18 protein-coding genes are annotated in these 15,991 nt (G+C 30.6%); 9 read left to right on the top strand and 9 right to left on the bottom strand.

Going from position 1 to position 15,991, the window contains the following annotated elements:
* Positions 1-3 precede the first annotated feature (3 nt).
* Positions 4-870, bottom strand: a complete 867-nt coding sequence (locus BXQ17_RS13370) for a hypothetical protein (protein WP_077811123.1) — start codon at positions 868-870, stop codon at positions 4-6.
* Between the two features lie 100 nt (positions 871-970).
* On the opposite strand from BXQ17_RS13370, the gene BXQ17_RS13365 reads away from it, so the two are divergent.
* Genes BXQ17_RS13365 through mscL form a run of 3 tightly spaced genes read left to right on the top strand, consistent with a single transcriptional unit; the run spans position 971 to position 3,184 of the window.
* The gene (locus BXQ17_RS13365; RefSeq protein WP_077811122.1) at positions 971-1,606 is read left to right on the top strand and encodes a thymidine kinase; all 636 of its coding nucleotides are present in this window, start codon (positions 971-973) and stop codon (positions 1,604-1,606) included.
* Between the two features lie 15 nt (positions 1,607-1,621).
* Positions 1,622-2,722 (top strand): alanine racemase, encoded by a 1,101-nt coding sequence (gene alr, locus BXQ17_RS13360; RefSeq protein WP_077811121.1) that lies wholly within the window; start codon positions 1,622-1,624, stop codon positions 2,720-2,722.
* Between the two features lie 54 nt (positions 2,723-2,776).
* On the top strand, positions 2,777-3,184 hold the full coding sequence (gene mscL / locus BXQ17_RS13355; protein ID WP_187661457.1) for a large conductance mechanosensitive channel protein MscL: 408 nt from the start codon (positions 2,777-2,779) through the stop codon (positions 3,182-3,184).
* Positions 3,185-3,243: 59 nt separating this feature from the next.
* Here the strand turns inward: mscL and aat are convergent, their stop codons facing one another.
* Complete coding sequence (gene aat / locus BXQ17_RS13350; RefSeq protein WP_077811119.1) at positions 3,244-3,873, bottom strand: leucyl/phenylalanyl-tRNA--protein transferase; 630 nt, start codon at positions 3,871-3,873, stop codon at positions 3,244-3,246.
* 125 nt (positions 3,874-3,998) lie between these two features.
* Here aat and BXQ17_RS13345 point away from each other — a divergent pair, with 125 nt between their 5' ends.
* Positions 3,999-4,628 (top strand): YqaA family protein, encoded by a 630-nt coding sequence (locus tag BXQ17_RS13345; protein ID WP_077811118.1) that lies wholly within the window; start codon positions 3,999-4,001, stop codon positions 4,626-4,628.
* 18 nt (positions 4,629-4,646) lie between these two features.
* The gene (locus BXQ17_RS13340) at positions 4,647-4,898 is read left to right on the top strand and encodes a DUF1456 family protein (RefSeq protein WP_077811117.1); all 252 of its coding nucleotides are present in this window, start codon (positions 4,647-4,649) and stop codon (positions 4,896-4,898) included.
* A 60-nt stretch (positions 4,899-4,958) separates the two neighbouring features.
* On the opposite strand, the gene BXQ17_RS13335 is transcribed toward BXQ17_RS13340, so the two are convergent.
* Both BXQ17_RS13335 and BXQ17_RS13330 read right to left on the bottom strand, forming a co-directional pair.
* Positions 4,959-5,330, bottom strand: coding sequence for a DUF3127 domain-containing protein (locus BXQ17_RS13335; protein WP_077811116.1), 372 nt, complete (start codon positions 5,328-5,330; stop codon positions 4,959-4,961).
* A 15-nt stretch (positions 5,331-5,345) separates the two neighbouring features.
* On the bottom strand, positions 5,346-6,206 hold the full coding sequence (locus BXQ17_RS13330; protein ID WP_077811115.1) for a flavin reductase family protein: 861 nt from the start codon (positions 6,204-6,206) through the stop codon (positions 5,346-5,348).
* Positions 6,207-6,351: 145 nt separating this feature from the next.
* On the opposite strand from BXQ17_RS13330, the gene BXQ17_RS13325 reads away from it, so the two are divergent.
* Complete coding sequence (locus BXQ17_RS13325) at positions 6,352-7,500, top strand: HAMP domain-containing sensor histidine kinase (RefSeq protein ID WP_077811114.1); 1,149 nt, start codon at positions 6,352-6,354, stop codon at positions 7,498-7,500.
* A gap of 12 nt (positions 7,501-7,512) precedes the next feature.
* Here BXQ17_RS13325 and BXQ17_RS13320 read toward each other — a convergent pair whose 3' ends face one another.
* The 3 genes from BXQ17_RS13320 to greA all read right to left on the bottom strand — a co-directional run bounded on the left by BXQ17_RS13320 (position 7,513) and on the right by greA (position 8,639).
* Positions 7,513-7,704, bottom strand: a complete 192-nt coding sequence (locus BXQ17_RS13320) for a hypothetical protein (protein WP_077811113.1) — start codon at positions 7,702-7,704, stop codon at positions 7,513-7,515.
* 2 nt (positions 7,705-7,706) lie between these two features.
* Positions 7,707-8,093, bottom strand: coding sequence for an HIT family protein (locus tag BXQ17_RS13315; RefSeq protein ID WP_077811112.1), 387 nt, complete (start codon positions 8,091-8,093; stop codon positions 7,707-7,709).
* 72 nt (positions 8,094-8,165) lie between these two features.
* The gene (gene greA, locus BXQ17_RS13310) at positions 8,166-8,639 is read right to left on the bottom strand and encodes a transcription elongation factor GreA (protein WP_149025914.1); all 474 of its coding nucleotides are present in this window, start codon (positions 8,637-8,639) and stop codon (positions 8,166-8,168) included.
* A 120-nt stretch (positions 8,640-8,759) separates the two neighbouring features.
* Between greA and BXQ17_RS13305 the strand changes: the two genes are divergently transcribed.
* From BXQ17_RS13305 to purE, 3 genes are read left to right on the top strand one after another with little or no spacing between them, the layout of a single operon-like run.
* Positions 8,760-9,167: a phosphoribosylaminoimidazole carboxylase gene (locus BXQ17_RS13305; RefSeq protein WP_254712383.1), complete on the top strand. Its 408-nt coding sequence runs from the start codon at positions 8,760-8,762 to the stop codon at positions 9,165-9,167.
* Positions 9,168-9,217: 50 nt separating this feature from the next.
* Positions 9,218-10,381 carry a 5-(carboxyamino)imidazole ribonucleotide synthase gene (locus BXQ17_RS13300; RefSeq protein WP_077811109.1) on the top strand — a complete coding sequence of 388 codons (1,164 nt, stop codon included), beginning with the start codon at positions 9,218-9,220 and terminating at the stop codon, positions 10,379-10,381.
* A gap of 41 nt (positions 10,382-10,422) precedes the next feature.
* The gene (purE, locus tag BXQ17_RS13295; protein WP_077811108.1) at positions 10,423-10,902 is read left to right on the top strand and encodes a 5-(carboxyamino)imidazole ribonucleotide mutase; all 480 of its coding nucleotides are present in this window, start codon (positions 10,423-10,425) and stop codon (positions 10,900-10,902) included.
* A 14-nt stretch (positions 10,903-10,916) separates the two neighbouring features.
* Here purE and BXQ17_RS13290 read toward each other — a convergent pair whose 3' ends face one another.
* Both BXQ17_RS13290 and BXQ17_RS13285 read right to left on the bottom strand, forming a co-directional pair.
* Positions 10,917-13,358, bottom strand: coding sequence for a LamG-like jellyroll fold domain-containing protein (locus BXQ17_RS13290; protein WP_077811107.1), 2,442 nt, complete (start codon positions 13,356-13,358; stop codon positions 10,917-10,919).
* An 88-nt stretch (positions 13,359-13,446) separates the two neighbouring features.
* The gene (locus BXQ17_RS13285; RefSeq protein WP_077811106.1) at positions 13,447-15,936 is read right to left on the bottom strand and encodes a T9SS type A sorting domain-containing protein; all 2,490 of its coding nucleotides are present in this window, start codon (positions 15,934-15,936) and stop codon (positions 13,447-13,449) included.
* Positions 15,937-15,991: the final 55 nt, after the last annotated feature.

The following is a 15,991-nucleotide window of genomic DNA, read 5'->3' as shown; positions in this document are numbered from 1 at the left end:
GTTTTATGCGAATCTTCTTTCTATAATCTCTAACAATCTATTTTCTAATTCTTCTTGATTAGACCAATCATAATCTGGCTTTACCATTTTAATGATAAACTTTTTTGCTTCTTTTTCTGTTTTAAATGTGTTTAATTGAGAAACTACACGATTAAAATCTTCTTGACTACCTTCAAACAAATTTTTTACAAAAACAATTCTATCATTTAAACCAATTTGAATATTAGTCTGTAATTTATCGTTTAAAGATTTTGGTTGCACAGGTTCGAATAAATTAGCAATAACATCAACCGGAATTGTGTCTTCCAATTCTTCCTCTAAAGTAATTGTATTTTTTTCGCCAACATCTTTGGGGTCGTCTTTAAAGTTTGTGGGTTTTGTATCGCCAAAAATTAGTTCTTCTAAATCATCAAAAGGTTGTTCTATCGGTTCTTCTTTTTCAACTTCTATTTTCTCGTTAACAACTTCTTCTTTTAAAGTTTCAATGGTAACTTCTTCTTCAAGCGGTTTCATAATTTCTGATGTTTCAATTTCTTGCTTTAAGAAATCGTCTCCTATTTCTACAGCAAGCTTTTCATTTACATCTATAAAATCTTCTTGTACAACTTCTGTCTTTACATCTTCTTTATCATCTGTAGCAATAATAGTGTGCTTTTTATCAAATGCAGAAGTTACCTTTTCTACAAGTTCTTCTTTTGTTTCGTCTAAGTTAGGATTGGTGTTTACATAATCTTCTACAAATGCCAAAAGTGATAATTTCTCATAAATTTGCTGCGATTTGTCTTTTAAAGCTTTTACATCTTGTTTGTTTTTCATCTGTAAAATGCTATGAGCTAAACTCATTAAATCGTTTTCCAATTTTTTGTGCATAAGTTGTAAGTTGAAGTTATAATTTACTCGTAATTTTTAATAAATTTGTTGATTACGAAAGTAAAGCAAAATTTAAATTTCTAAAGCCTAAAATTACAAAATGTTTCTTGAAAATACAGTAAATCATACAGAACAATTTGGTTGGATAGAAGTAATATGCGGCTCTATGTTTTCTGGTAAAACAGAAGAACTTATTAGACGTTTAAAACGTGCACAGTTTGCAAAACAGCGTGTAGAAATTTTTAAACCAGCTGTAGATACTCGTTATGACGATGAAGAAGTTGTATCGCATAACGATAATAGAATTAGATCTACACCCGTACCTGCATCTGCAAATATTAGACTTTTAGCCAACAATGTAGATGTTGTTGGTATAGATGAAGCACAGTTTTTTGATGATGAAATTGTTGCGGTTTGTAACGATTTAGCAAATAGAGGAATTCGTGTAATTGTTGCTGGTTTAGATATGGATTTTAAAGGAAATCCTTTCGGACCAATGCCTGCTTTAATGGCAACTGCAGAATACGTAACCAAAGTGCATGCAGTCTGTACGCATACAGGTAATTTAGCGCATTACAGTTTTAGAAAGGCTAAAAACGACAACATTGTAATGTTAGGTGAAACGCAAGAATATGAACCTTTAAGTAGAGCGGCTTATTACAAAGCATTACAAAAGCAACAACAAGAAGTTTTATCTGCTACAGAAAAAGATTCTGCTACAAAAGATTCTGACTAAAATACTGCATTAAATATGAATAACCACGTAACCGTTTTAGAGATTGATGGTGCTGCTTTAGACCATAATCTTAATTATTTTAAACAAAAAGTTAATCCAGAAACAAAAATTTTAGCAGTAGTTAAAGCTTTTGGTTACGGTAGCGATGGCGTGCAAGTTGCAAAGCATTTAGAGGATAAAGTAGATTATTTTGCTGTTGCTTACACGCACGAAGGTATTGCTTTAAGAGAAGCCAATATTTCTAAACCTATTTTAGTTTTACATCCGCAGATACCAAATTTAAAAGAGGTTGTTTCTTATCGATTAGAACCAAACTTATATAATTTTAAAATATTTAATGCATTTTTAAAGTTAGCAGACGAAGCTCCTTTAATGAACTATCCTATTCATATTAAATTTAACACAGGTTTAAATAGGTTGGGTTTTTGGCACACAGATATTCCTGCTATAATTTCTGATTTAAAAAAAACAAATCATATTAAAGTACAATCTTTATTTTCTCATTTAGCCGCAAGTGAAGATTTAGAAGAACAAGAGTTTAGCATTAACCAAATAAACAACTTTGCATATATTGCCCAACAATTTTACAAGCATTTAGGCTACGAACCCTTATTACATATATTAAATACTTCTGGCGTTGTAAATTATGCAAAAGCACAATTTGATATGGTTAGAGTTGGTATTGGTTTGTACGGTTTTGGTAATGATGATAAAGAAACTGCAGCATTAAAAAACACTCACAATTTAACATCTATAATATCTCAAATACACACAATTAATCCAGGAGAAACAGTAGGTTATAATAGAGCATTTGTAGCAAAAAGACTAACTAAAACTGCAACTGTACCCATTGGACACGCAGATGGTTTGTCTAGAAAAATTGGTAATAAAAAAGGATATGTTTTAATTAACAACCAAAAAGCACCTATTATAGGTAACGTCTGTATGGATATGATAATGGTTGATGTAACTAAAATTAATTGTACTGAAGGTGATGCAGTTATAATATTTAATAACCAACAAATGATACAACATATTGCCAACGTTTCTGAAACAATTGTTTATGAAACTTTGACTGCAATCTCTCAACGTGTTAAAAAAGTGTTAAAGAAATAATTTTTTTTAGTATTTTAGCCATTCATTAATCAATTAAATACTTATAAAATGGGAATGCTTAAAGAATTTAAAGACTTTGCAATGAAGGGAAACCTTGTTGACATTGCAGTAGGTTTTGTTATGGGTGCAGCTTTTAAACAAGTTGTTACTTCTTTTACTGGTGGAATTGTTTCACCTTTAATTGGTCTAATTTTCAATGCCGATTTTAAAGACTTAAAATATATAGTTAAAGATGGTGTTGCAGATGAAACTGGTAAAGTTGTTGGTGAAGTTGCTGTATTATACGGAGACTTTTTAACGAACGTAATTGACTTTATTATTGTTGCCTTTGTAATGTTCTTAATTGTAAAAGGTTTAAATAACTTAAAGAAAAAAGAAGAACCAGCTCCAGAACCAGCTCCAGCAGGACCTTCTCAAGAAGAATTATTAGAGCAAATTAGAGATTTATTAGCTAAGAAATAAGCAGTAATTCTTATTATAATTTATAAAAATCCTTGAGTTTAATTATTCAAGGATTTTTTTTATTTTTCTTTTAATATTGATAAAAATAAAGCCCTATCAATTTCTTTAGCACCTAAACTTGCCAAATGATCGTTATAAACTTGGCAATCGATTAGCTTGTATTTTTTAGTTTGCACCAAATAAATAAAAGCCAATTTAGATGCATTAGACACTTTACTAAACATACTTTCACCACAAAATACGCCGTTAACCTCTACGCCATATAAACCACCTACTAATTCGTTATCTAACCAAACTTCTATCGATTTTGCAAAACCTGTTTTATGCAAATTTATGTAAGCTTGTTCCATATCATTAGTAATCCAAGTACCAAGATCATCTTTTCTATCAATATTTTTACAATTATAAATTACCTCTGCAAAAGCTTTATTCTCGGTAATTGTAAATTTATTTTTATTGAGTATTTTTCTCATAGATTTAGATACTTTTAAATCTTCTGGAAAAAGCACCATTCTATCATAAGGACAATACCAAACAATAGGATCATCATCAGAAAACCAAGGGAAAATTCCGTTTTGATAAGCGAAAATTAATCTTTCTTCAGATAAATCTCCTCCCAAAGCAATTATGCCTTCTTTTGTGGTATATTTATAATCAGGAAAATCAATTTTATCTGTAAGCCAAATCATGCTAAATAGAATTAAAAATTAGAAACAAACTTACATATTTCTTAAAAAACAGTTAATCTAAAATTCTATTCTTATTTATTTAGAATTTGTTACTATTTTTGCAAATTAATTAAACAATTGTCTTCTTGGAAAAAAAGAAAAAAAAGAGAAAGAAAAAAACCGCATTTATAGGTAAAAGACTACATAATTATTATGGTAGAACAGGCTTTTATATGTTTGTTTGGGAAAGTGTAAAAAAAGCTTTCTTACCAATTGTACTTGTAGTTTTAGGGCTATTTTTATTTAATAAATACGTTTACGATATTAATAATGGTTTAGAAACAATTACAGAAACTTTTTCTAGAGTTGGTATTTTAATAACATTTTTTATTTCTGAAACTATTTTAGGTTTAATTCCGCCAGAAATATTTATTGCCTGGACAAAGAAAACAAACGAACCTATTTTAAATTTATCAATTTTAGCTGCATTATCATATTTTGGTGGTTTGTTATCTTATTTTATTGGTAAAACCACTTTAAAAATAGAATCTGTAAAGAATTATTTAGAAGTTAAAATGGCGGCAAATCTTAAAAACACCAAAAAATGGGGTGGCTTTTTAATTTTAGTTGGTGCACTTTTACCTTTGCCTTTTTCTATTGCGTGTTTAGCTGCAGGTATGATTAAATATCCTTTTAGAAATGTTGTCTTTTTTGGATTATTCCGTTTTTTAAGGTTTGCAATTTATGCTTGGGCTATATTTAAAGTAGTTACATAAAAATAGTACCTTTGCCATATGGGATTAACAAATAACGATATTTTAAAAAAATTACGTGTTGCGCATAAATTGCGTGATACAGATATTATAGAAATCTGCGCTTTGGTAGATTTTAAAGTTTCTAAAGGAGAATTAGGCGCTTTATTTAGAAGTGAAGATCATCCGAAGTATGTAGAATGCGGAGACCAAATATTAAGAAACTTCTTAAATGGTTTGGTTATTCATCTTAGAGGCCCAATGCCCAAGAAAGAAAAACCTAAAACAACATAAAAAAAGAGTGCAATTTAATAATTGCACTCTTTTTTTATATCTAATTTAAATTTCTAGATTCTAGAAAGGTAAATCATCTGGCTCTTCGTTAGAAACGTTAGATGCTGGCTGAAACTGATCTACTGGAGGTAAGTTTTGCCCCTGTGTGTTAGACTGAGATAAGTTTTCTATTCTCCAACCTTGTATAGAGTTAAAGTATTTTGCTTCACCTTGTGGGTTAATCCATTCTCTACCTCTTAAATTAATAGATACTTTTACATCTTGCCCAACAGCGTAATTATTTAATAAATCTACTTTATCTTGTACAAATTCAATCATAATCATTTGAGGATATTGATCATCTGTTGTAACAACTAATTCTCTTTTTCTAAAACCATTTGCACCAAAAGTTTGTACATCTCCGATTAACTTAACTTTACCAATAACTTCCATAATATATAATCTTAACTATTTAATTAAAAGCACTTTCCAAGCACTTTCTACATCATTCTTTTTTAAAAAATCTTGTGCAAATGTATGTTTTTTTGCGGTTTCTAACCCAATAAATTTTGGATGTTCTTTCGCAAAGTTATTAACACTTTCATCGGTAGGCAATTGTTCTATGTTGCCTAACATACCCAAATTATTACCTGTTAAAACTGTACTATTTCTAATGTCTGCACTTATTGCATCAACGCCAATACCTAATGTAGAAATTGGTTTAGGTATTTCGAAAAAACCATCTCTTGCTCTCGAATAATAACTTCCGCCGGCTCTTGCAACCAAGTCTATTTTATGTTGATCTATTGCACCGTTTTCATCTAAAACATCATCAGAAATATGAATTTTAACCACTTCACAAACAACCAAATTACCTGCCCCACCATTTTGTCCTGTAAAAATTACGTCGTTAACTTTACATTCAAATTGTACAGGTGATTCTGCAACTCTAAATGGTTTTACAATATCCGATTTTAGCATTGTAAAGCCCGCTTTATCAAACTCATTTACACCTTCTGGGTACTCTGTAGAGCTTAAAGACATCTGCTGTACAATATCGTAATTAACCATATTAATTACTACTTCTTTAGTTTCTAAAGCATTTTCTAAAGTATGTTTTGTAGTATTATCTCTTACTCGTCTTGCAGGAGAAAAAATCATTATTGGCGGATTTGCACCAAAGACATTAAAAAAACTAAACGGAGATAAATTCGGATTTCCATCTTTATCTATTGTACTCGCAAAAGCAATTGGTCTTGGGGCAACAGCACCTAGTAAATAACCATGTAATTTTGCTGTAGAAACTTCTTTTGGGTCTATTGTAAGCATATCTTAAGTATTTAAAAATTCAAAAAAAGCTTATTTATTAAAATTTTTAAAACAATTTAATTTTAATAAAAAGAAAATTTTAGACTGTAAAGATACTATCAAAATAGGAAATGAGTTATATACTGAAAGCTTTATATTTGTTCTTATGAATTTTCTAACCAATACACTTTTATTTAAAAGAATTGCCGTTTTAATCTCTTTGATAATCGTTTCTTTAATTCTATGGAATACCTACATATTTTTTCAGAAATTTAAAAATGATGAAAGAGTAAAAATGGAAATTCTAGGGATTGCTCAAAAGCAATTGGCAAATTCAGATCTAAACGCAGATATAACATTACCAGATAAAATTATTGTTGCTAATACGACTATTCCGTTAATTTTGGTTGATGAAAAAGGTAACATCGAATCTTTTCAAAATTTAGACTCTTTAAAATCTTTAAGCCCTAAATATTTAGAAGAGCAACTGCTTAAAATGAAAGAAGAAAATGCGCCTATAGAAATTAGTTACAATGGTAAAAACAAGCAATATATTTATTATCGAAATTCAGATTTACTAAACAAACTAACCTATTACCCAATAGCATTAATCTTAATTCTAATCTTATTTTTAAGTGTTATTTATCTGTTCTACAACTCTAATAAAGCTGCAGAAACTAATAAATTATGGACAGGGATGGCCAAGGAAACTGCACACCAAATTGGCACACCATTATCTTCTTTATTAGGTTGGATTGCCATTTTAAAAATGGAAAAAGTAGACGATAAATATGTAGAAGAAATAGAAAAAGACGTAAATCGATTAAATATAATTGCCAACAGGTTTTCTAAAATTGGTTCTGTACCAGAACTAAAATCAGATAATATTGTTACCATTACAAAAAGTGCATTCGATTATTTAAAATCTAGAAGTTCTAAACAAATCAGTTTTTCGTTTACCACTTCAGATACCGAGATAAACACTAAAATTAATGCCGAATTGTATGGTTGGGTAATAGAAAACCTCATAAAAAATGCAATTGATGCAATGCAAAGAGAAGGTTCTTTATGCATCCGAATAGAAAATACAGCTAAAAAAGTTAAAATTATTGTTTCTGATACCGGTAAAGGAATGCCAAAAAAATTATTTAAACAAATCTTTAAACCAGGTTTTACAACAAAAAAGCGTGGTTGGGGTTTAGGTTTATCTTTATCTAAAAGAATTATAGAAGACTATCACAAAGGTAAAATTTATGTACAAAAATCTGAAATAGATAAAGGAACAACTTTCGAAATCTTATTAAATAAAGCTTAAGAGGTCAAAGAACTAATTGCCCTTATATTTCTTATATTTTGATGATACATAACCAAAAATAAGCCCAGATAACATCCAAAAAATAAATTTTACAAGAATTCTATTTAAAGTAATCTTTTCACCATCTATCAAAGGCCAAACAAAAGCCATACACAAGAACATCCAAACTCCCCAGCCTAAACCGATTTTCTGCCATTGTTTCATATCTAAAAGTTCTTGGCAATACTTGCAGCCAAAGAATTAAACTCTTCGTTAGATAATTTTACTTTTTTAGAAAACTGAATATCTGCCATTTCATTTAAGGGAATTAAATGAACATGTACATGTGGTACTTCTAAACCAATTACACTCATACCAACTCTTAAACAAGGCACAGCTTTTTCAATTGCTTTGGCAATTTCATAAGAAAAGTTCATTAAAGCAGTATATTCTTCTTTAGATAAATCAAAAACCTTATCAACTTCTTTTTTTGGCACAACCAACGTATGACCTTTTGCATTTGGGTTTATATCTAAAAAGGCAATAAAATCATCATTTTCTGCAACCTTATAACTTGGTATTTCTCCTGTAATTATCTTTGTAAAAACGCTCATAATAAATCGATTTTTAGTAAAAATAAAAAACGCTTTTCAATGAAAAGCGTTTTAAATAACATTTTATATAAATTATCTCGAAATTTCTACAATTTCGAATTTCATTAAACCATTTGGCACCTTAATCTCTGCAATTTCCCCAGCTTTTTTACCTAATAAACCTTTACCTATTGGCGAGTTTACAGAAAGTTTACCATTTCTAACATCTGTTTCTGAGTCTGCAACCAATCTGTATTTAAACTCCATTCCGTTAGCTGTGTTTTTAATTACAACGTTAGAATGTATTAAAACTTTAGAGGTATCTAATTGACTTTCATCTAAAATACGTGCACCAGAAATTACGTTTTTTAATTTCGCAATTTTAAATTCTAAATGAGATTGTTCTTCTTTTGCAGCATGATACTCTGCGTTTTCACTTAAATCTCCTTTATCCCTTGCATCTGCAATTTCTTGCGTTACTCTTGGTCGCTCTACTTGTTCTAAATGAACTAGTTCTTCTTTTAGTTTTTTTAATCCTTCTTCAGAATAATATGAAATTTCACTCATCTTGTTATAATTTAAAAATCTCATTGCCTTTGCAGGAATGAGATTGTATTACAAATGTACAAAATATTTGTAACTTGCATTCGTTATTAAGAAAACAAAGATTATTTTATGTTTAAAAAAGTGCTTTTTTTTATAAGTTTAATATTGTTTTTTGCTTGTGCAGAAAACAATTTACCTGCAAATTGTTTAAGGCAATTTCCTGTTAGTTTAAGCACAGATTTAAATAATCCGCAGTTAATAAATGTTCAAACTCCTGGTGGTTTTGCACACCTTACAGGAGGCGCTAAAGGTATTTTTCTTTTTAATATAAATGGCTCAGAATTTGTTGCTTTTGATAAACTATGCCCTCAAAACGATTGCAACTCTCCTATGACGTTCGAAAAAGGAACTGTTTTAAAATGCTCTTGTGATGAAAGTGAATACAGTGTTCACTTTGGTGGTGCACCACAAACAGATGATTTTGAGTGTCCGGCAAGACAATATAAAGTTACAAAATCTGGTTCTTCAATTAGAATCAGTAATTTTTAGTGAAAATGATTTGAGTTGTGTATTTTTGCTGAAACACAACAACTTCAACAGTGAAAAATTATTATTCTTCAGATTTTAAATTGGGCGTTCTTGGTGGTGGCCAATTAGGACGAATGCTTTTAGCAGAAACCCAAAAATTAGATATTTACACTTCTATTTTAGACAGTAATACAAATGCACCTTGTGCACAAATTTGCAACAATTTTGTTATTGGAGATTTGTTAGATTTTGATGCTGTTTATAATTTTGGTAAAACCGTAGATTTACTTACTATAGAAATAGAAAATGTAAACTTAGATGCTTTAGACAAATTAGAAAGCGAAGGTCTAGAAATTTACCCAAAACCTAAAGATTTAAGAATTATCCAGAGCAAAGCAAGACAAAAAAACTTTTACTTAGATCATCAAATACCTACTGCAGAATTTTCTCATTATGCTTATCTAGAAGAATTAAAGCATTCTTTCGAAAATAATATTATAGATTTTCCTTTTGTTTGGAAAGCCGCAAGATTTGGGTACGATGGAAATGGTGTAAAAATTGTTCGAAACATTAACGATCTAGAAAGTTTACCTAATGTAGAGTGTATTACAGAAAAATTAATTCCGTTTAAAAACGAATTAGCTGTAATTGTTGCTAGAAACAAAGATGGTAAAATAACTACGTATCCGGTTGTTGAAATGGAATTTCATCCGGAAGCAAACCAAGTAGAATATGTAATTTGTCCTGCAAGAATAGAGAGTAAAGTAGCAGAAAAAGCAAGAGAAATTGCTTTAAAAGTTGTTAGCGATTTAGATTTTGTTGGTTTATTAGCAGTAGAAATGTTTCAAACCGTAGACGATAAAATATTGGTAAATGAAGTTGCACCAAGACCTCATAATTCTGGACATTATTCTATAGAAGCTAGTTATACCAATCAATTTGAGCAACATCTACGCTCTATTTTAAATCTTCCTTTAGGCAATACAGAAAGTAAAGTTGCCGGTATTATGGTAAATTTAGTTGGTGAAGAAGGTTTTACTGGAGACGTAATTTATGAAAATATCGAAGAAATTTTAAAAATAGACGGAGTAACGCCACACATTTACGGAAAAAAAGAAACGCGTCCGTTTAGAAAAATGGGGCATGTTACAATTGTAAATGCTGATATAGATACTGCAAGAAAAGTTGCCCAAGAAGTAAAAGAAAAAATAAGAGTAATTAGTAAGAATAATTAACAATTTAAAGTTATTTCTGATAACTGAAAACATATAAAAATATGGTAGGAATAATAATGGGAAGTGATTCTGATCTTCCAATAATGCAAGAAGCAATAGACATTTTAGAGAGTTTTGATATTCAAATAGAAGTTGATATTGTGTCTGCACATAGAACTCCAGAAAAATTAGTAGATTATTCTAAAAATGCACATAAAAGAGGCATAAAAGTAATTATTGCAGGCGCTGGTGGTGCTGCACATTTACCAGGAATGGTAGCTTCTATGAGTCCGTTACCAATTATTGGTGTGCCTGTAAAAAGCAGAAACTCTATAGATGGCTGGGATTCTGTTTTGTCTATTTTACAAATGCCAGGTGGCGTGCCTGTAGCTACAGTTGCTTTAGATGGCGCAAAAAATGCTGGTATTTTGGCAGCTCAAATTATTGGTGCTTCAGATACTTGTGTTTTAGATAAAATTATTGCTTACAAAGAAGGTTTAAAACTAAAAGTAGAAAAGGCTTCTGAAAATGTTAGAAAATAAAAAAATACTGATTGCTAGTTTGCAATCAGTATTTTTTTTGTGAAATTTCTATTATCAATTAATGTTGTATTTACAATATATATACCTGTCTTTAAGTTAGAAATATTTTTAGCATCTGTACCTAAAAACGTTTTTACTTTTCTACCTTGAATAGTATATATAGTTACATCTTTAATATTGTCAACATCAAAATCATATTCTACAATTAACTCTTTTGCTCCGTCTACATAAACTGCAAAATCTTCTGAGTCTACTTCTTCGACCAATATAGCTTCTTTACCAGTTTTCTTTGTAGCTCTTCTTTTATCTTTAGTATAAATAATTTTAAATCTTGTGTTATTTTCACCAACAGTATCAATTGAAAAGGTGTAATCTCTTTGTCTTAGATCTACAGTTTTCTTAGCTTCTGTATCTCTTAAATAAATGTAGTAATCTTCATCTATTTTCTCATCTTGAATTCCGATAGAATATTCACCTAATTCATCAACAACAAAACCTAACTTCACCACTTTTTTATCTCTTTTTAAAACTGGCAAACCTTGTATAGATGCTTTTGCACCTCCTCTAACATGAGAATAAAAACCCATAGATTTTTGACTAATATCAAAAGGTGCGTCATAAAGCTTATCATATCTATTGGTTGCTCCCTTAAGAAAACCAACTAATAAAGTATTTGTTTTATTGCCTTTGTTAAAAGTAAACCAAGATCTTCCTTCTCGCTTTTCTGTGACCTTAGCTTTATCAGACTTATAAAACTGTGTATTATTTGCCACAATTTGATGCGTAGTTTTAAAAGTTAACGTACTATTCGTTGAAGTTCTAACAAAGAAACCTTGCCCTGAACCAATCTTACCTGTTATAGTATTACTTAAACCACCAGTTACATTATACTGCAGGTAATCAGAAACATTATTATCGCCAACTTCTGCGGTATTTTGATTCCATAAATAAATGGTTCCATCAATATCTGCATTGTCTGTATCTGCACTTACCAAATCCCAATCTATTGCAGAAAAATAAGGATTACCAACTAGATTATCTCCAGAAGTAGACCAAACATTATCTGGATCTGTACTTGCTAAATTGCTAGAGTTAAAAACATTTACAACTACATCACCCTCATTTAACTTTCCTGTAAAAGTTCTTAATTGACCGCCTACACCTTCGTTCTGAATTGCATAACCAACACCTGGGTTAAAATCTGCAGTACCATGAAAGGCCCAATCTGAATTTGTACTACTTGCATCAAACCTGTAAATTAACTCTGCATCAGGAAATACAGTGGCAATATTAGAATCTGCAGCAATTACAGGAGAACTCCAATAAGAATAAAAATCGTTTCCAGAATAGTTTGGTGTTGCTCTTTTAATATTAAAATCTCCAGAACCTGCAATTGTTGCATTACAAGAGTTAAAAATTAAAGCGCCGCCATCTTCAACTGTAATTGTACCATTATTAGTTAAACCATAAAAGACATTTAAAGTTCCGCCGCTTTTTACAACAACCTCTGCTCCTGCTTCTATTGTTAATCTTCCTATTTTAACTTCTGATGTTATTTCTGGATTATTTGAACCATTTTGAATCACCACCGTTTGTGTCTTAGAAACTTCTGGTGATGTTGCAACCCAATTTGTATCGTTAGAAAAATCTGAAGAAGCACCACCATTCCATGTATAACTTGTGTTACTTCCGTTTGCAGTTGTAGTTGCTGCAATTGAAGAAGCACCATTTGCCTCGTAATTAACTTGATCGCCATCTTGGTAAGCAACTAAACTTGTACCGGCAGTTAGATATGTAGATTTGTTAGTATCTATTTCTGTTTCTGTTCTTGCAACGTTCCAGATTCTTAATAAAGATATATTTCCATCAAAGTTATTGTCAACATTATCTTGACCAGAGAAAGCTCCGTTATAAGTAGAACCGCTTGAAAAACTTGTTGGATACCTTACTGATCCTCCGTTTCTACCTATAGAAATATTACCTGAGTGTGTACTTACCTGTAAACCATCTTGTTGATCTTTTTCTACACCATCTAAATACCATCTAAAAGTTACATCTGGCGAAGCTGTATCTTCTATTGTTAGCGCTACGTGTGTCCATTTATCAACAGAAATTTCACCTGATTCAGATCTAAAAAATCTTCTTCTGGCTGCTGTATCAGCATTATTTCTGTATCCACCTAAATAAATTCTTCCTGCTTCTATATAAAATAAAATAACGTTTACCTGTGCTCCTTCTTCATACAACACCTGCCTTGTAGTAATATCCGAAGGTTTAAACCAAAATTCTACAGTTCTATTTTTAGTGTTCTGTAGATTAATGGCATCTGTATTTGGTATTGTAATATAATCGTTGGTTCCGTTAGCTTCAAAACCAGCTGAACAAGGAATTTGAGCTTGTAAAGAACTGTAACCAATTATAAAAATATATAAAATATAAATTGTAATTTTCTTCATAATTCTTTTTTTTTTAATGTGTTATAACACTATTGTTATGTCGTTTAAACTTGTAAAAGCTTACAAAAACGACTAAGAAATTAATATCTTAATAAATAAGAATTTTCTTTCTAAACTCTTGCTTATCGCTAAAAGTTACTTTAACAAAATATACGCCTGTACTGTAGTTAGAAACGCTTTTTAAATCTTCACTTTTAAAAACACTTATAAGTCTACCTTGTAAGTTATAAACTTGAATATTTTTGATTTCTTCTTGCGTATTTTTTTTGATAATTAACTCTCTATTTGAGTCGACATATAGGTTTAGAGTATCATCAATATTTTCTACTACTTCTGTACTTAAAGTTGTTTCTTCTTTACTAGCTTTCGAATACTTTATCTCGAATCTCTCATTATTTTCTCCTAAGGTTTCTATAGAGAAATTATAATCACCTTCTTCTAGATTGAATAATAAATCTAGTTCTTTATCAAACAAATAAACAGTGTAATCATCATTTATAGTTTCTTCTTGAATTCCGATTGAATACTCACCTACTTTATCTACAATAAAACCCAAGGGTACAATTTCTTCATCGTTCTGTAAAACAGGCAAACCTTGTATAGATGCTTTTATAGAATTATTTATCAACGAATAAAAACCTAAAGATTTTTGATTTGTATCAAAACCAGCGTCATAAATTCTGTCTACACCTTCTGTTGCTCCTTCTAAGAAACCTATTAACAAAGTATTGGTTTCATTTCCTCTTGTAAACTTAATCCAAGATCTATCTTTTTTCTCTTCGATAGTTTTTTTATTATTAGACTTATAAAATTGTGTATTGCTAGACGCAATTTGATGTGTTGTTTTAAATTTTATCGAACTATTTGATATAGCTCTTACAAAAAAACCTTGGCCAGTACCAATATTTCCTGTAGCAGTATTTGTAACACCACCTGTTAAATTATATTGCAGATAATCTGAAACATTGTTTTCACCTACTTCTGCAGTTGCTTGGTTCCATAAATATATGGTTCCTAGAATTTCTGTATTATCAGGGTCTGTAATTACTAAATCCCAATCTATTGCTGCTGGATATGGATTACCAACTAAATTATCTCCATTTGAAGACCAAGTATCACCATCGTTATCAGAACCTGATAAATTTGTTGTATTGTAAACATTTACCGAAATATCTCCTGAATTAACAACACCCGTAAAAGTTCTTAACTGACCACCTATACCTTCATTTTGAACAGCATAACCTATTCCTTGCTCAAAATTTGAAGTACCATGAAATACCCAATCTGAATTTAATGAACTTGCTTCGAATGCATATATAAGTTCTGCATCAGGAAAAACTGTTGCAATATTCGAATCTGCACTAACAACTGGCGAACTCCAATAAGAATAGAAATCATTACCATTATATGTAGGTGTATTTCTTTCAACAATATAATCTCCTGTGCCGCCTAAAACTTTCTTTTCTCTTAACACTAAACTGCCACTTTCTTTAACATCAATAGTACCATTGTTAACAATATCATAACTAACCTCTAAAGTACCACCACTTTCTACAGTAATACTTGCACTTGCATTAACTTGCAGATCTCCGGCTACAATATGAGTTCCAGAAGTTATTATTGGATAATTTGTTGAAGCTTGAATTTCTACAGCCTCTTTTGTTAATATGTCTGGCACAGCACCACCTACCCAATTAGAACCCGTATTCCAATCTGTAGATGCAGCAGTTGCACTCCAAATAATTGTTGGTACAGAAGAAACTGTAGCTTCATTAGTACTTACATTATCATTTGCTAAATATGTAAATGTATCTCCATCTAAAATTGCCGCTAAATCATCTGTACCAACTGTAGTAATTATATCTGATTTGTAATCGTCTATTTCTTGTGGAGTTCTCACTCGATTCCAAAGTCTAAATCCCCATAAATATCCTTCAAAATAATTAGTACCCGAATAACTTGTTAAACCTGATGGACTATAGAAATAATCGGAATCTAATTGATTTGTCCATCCTGCTGCTGTTATACTTGGAAATCTTATACCAGTATCCTTATATCCTAATCTTACGGTATTGTGTGGTCCAAACTGATAACCTGAATTTTCACCAATTAAGGTACCGTCTAAATAAAATTTTAACGCTGTATTTTGGTTAGCACCCATAGGATTTGTAGTATTATTTGCCGCCTGAGCATCGTCTAAAACAAGTGCCACATGGTACCATGTATCCGCAGTAATTGCCTTTCTAAAATAGGTTCCTTCCCATCTTGGTGTGTAGTCTGCTCTATTATATCCTCCTACAACCAAATATCCACCTTCTATATAAATAATAACAGCTCTAGTACCAGCACCCTCTTTCATAATAAATTGTCTGGTAGTAACTTCTGCTGCTTTAAACCAAGTCTCGTAAGTTCTATTGTTTGTAGTTGTACTATTAATATTTGAAATATTTGTGTTTGAAGCACCACCTACATTTATAAAATCATTTACACCATCAAAATAAAAACCATCATTATCTGTTTGAGAAAAACTGCAAACCGCTAGGGTTAAGAAGATTATATTTAATAAAAATTTTTTCATAGTAGTTTTGGGGGATATTAGAACCTAATCAAAAATAAATACATTTTATAATAAA

Source organism: Polaribacter sp. BM10, assembly GCF_002005425.1.
Taxonomy (GTDB): domain Bacteria; phylum Bacteroidota; class Bacteroidia; order Flavobacteriales; family Flavobacteriaceae; genus Polaribacter; species Polaribacter marinaquae.
Note: the sequence above shows the minus strand (reverse complement) of the source record. Positions and strands in the feature narration are given on the sequence as shown.

Bases quoted from the DNA above. Each gene is read 5' to 3' on its own strand.
- BXQ17_RS13315 (WP_077811112.1), bottom strand. From the start codon at position 8,093: ATGAGCGTTTTTACAAAGATAATTACAGGAGAAATACCAAGTTATAAG.
- BXQ17_RS13365 (WP_077811122.1), top strand. From the start codon at position 971: ATGTTTCTTGAAAATACAGTAAATCATACAGAACAATTTGGTTGGATA.
- BXQ17_RS13285 (WP_077811106.1), bottom strand. From the start codon at position 15,936: ATGAAAAAATTTTTATTAAATATAATCTTCTTAACCCTAGCGGTTTGC.
- BXQ17_RS13340 (WP_077811117.1), top strand. From the start codon at position 4,647: ATGGGATTAACAAATAACGATATTTTAAAAAAATTACGTGTTGCGCAT.
- BXQ17_RS13325 (WP_077811114.1), top strand. From the start codon at position 6,352: ATGAATTTTCTAACCAATACACTTTTATTTAAAAGAATTGCCGTTTTA.
- alr (WP_077811121.1), top strand. From the start codon at position 1,622: ATGAATAACCACGTAACCGTTTTAGAGATTGATGGTGCTGCTTTAGAC.
- BXQ17_RS13335 (WP_077811116.1), bottom strand. From the start codon at position 5,330: ATGGAAGTTATTGGTAAAGTTAAGTTAATCGGAGATGTACAAACTTTT.
- purE (WP_077811108.1), top strand. From the start codon at position 10,423: ATGGTAGGAATAATAATGGGAAGTGATTCTGATCTTCCAATAATGCAA.
- BXQ17_RS13370 (WP_077811123.1), bottom strand. From the start codon at position 870: ATGCACAAAAAATTGGAAAACGATTTAATGAGTTTAGCTCATAGCATT.
- BXQ17_RS13330 (WP_077811115.1), bottom strand. From the start codon at position 6,206: ATGCTTACAATAGACCCAAAAGAAGTTTCTACAGCAAAATTACATGGT.
- mscL (WP_187661457.1), top strand. From the start codon at position 2,777: ATGCTTAAAGAATTTAAAGACTTTGCAATGAAGGGAAACCTTGTTGAC.
- greA (WP_149025914.1), bottom strand. From the start codon at position 8,639: ATGAGTGAAATTTCATATTATTCTGAAGAAGGATTAAAAAAACTAAAA.
- aat (WP_077811119.1), bottom strand. From the start codon at position 3,873: ATGATTTGGCTTACAGATAAAATTGATTTTCCTGATTATAAATATACC.
- BXQ17_RS13320 (WP_077811113.1), bottom strand. From the start codon at position 7,704: ATGAAACAATGGCAGAAAATCGGTTTAGGCTGGGGAGTTTGGATGTTC.
- BXQ17_RS13290 (WP_077811107.1), bottom strand. From the start codon at position 13,358: ATGAAGAAAATTACAATTTATATTTTATATATTTTTATAATTGGTTAC.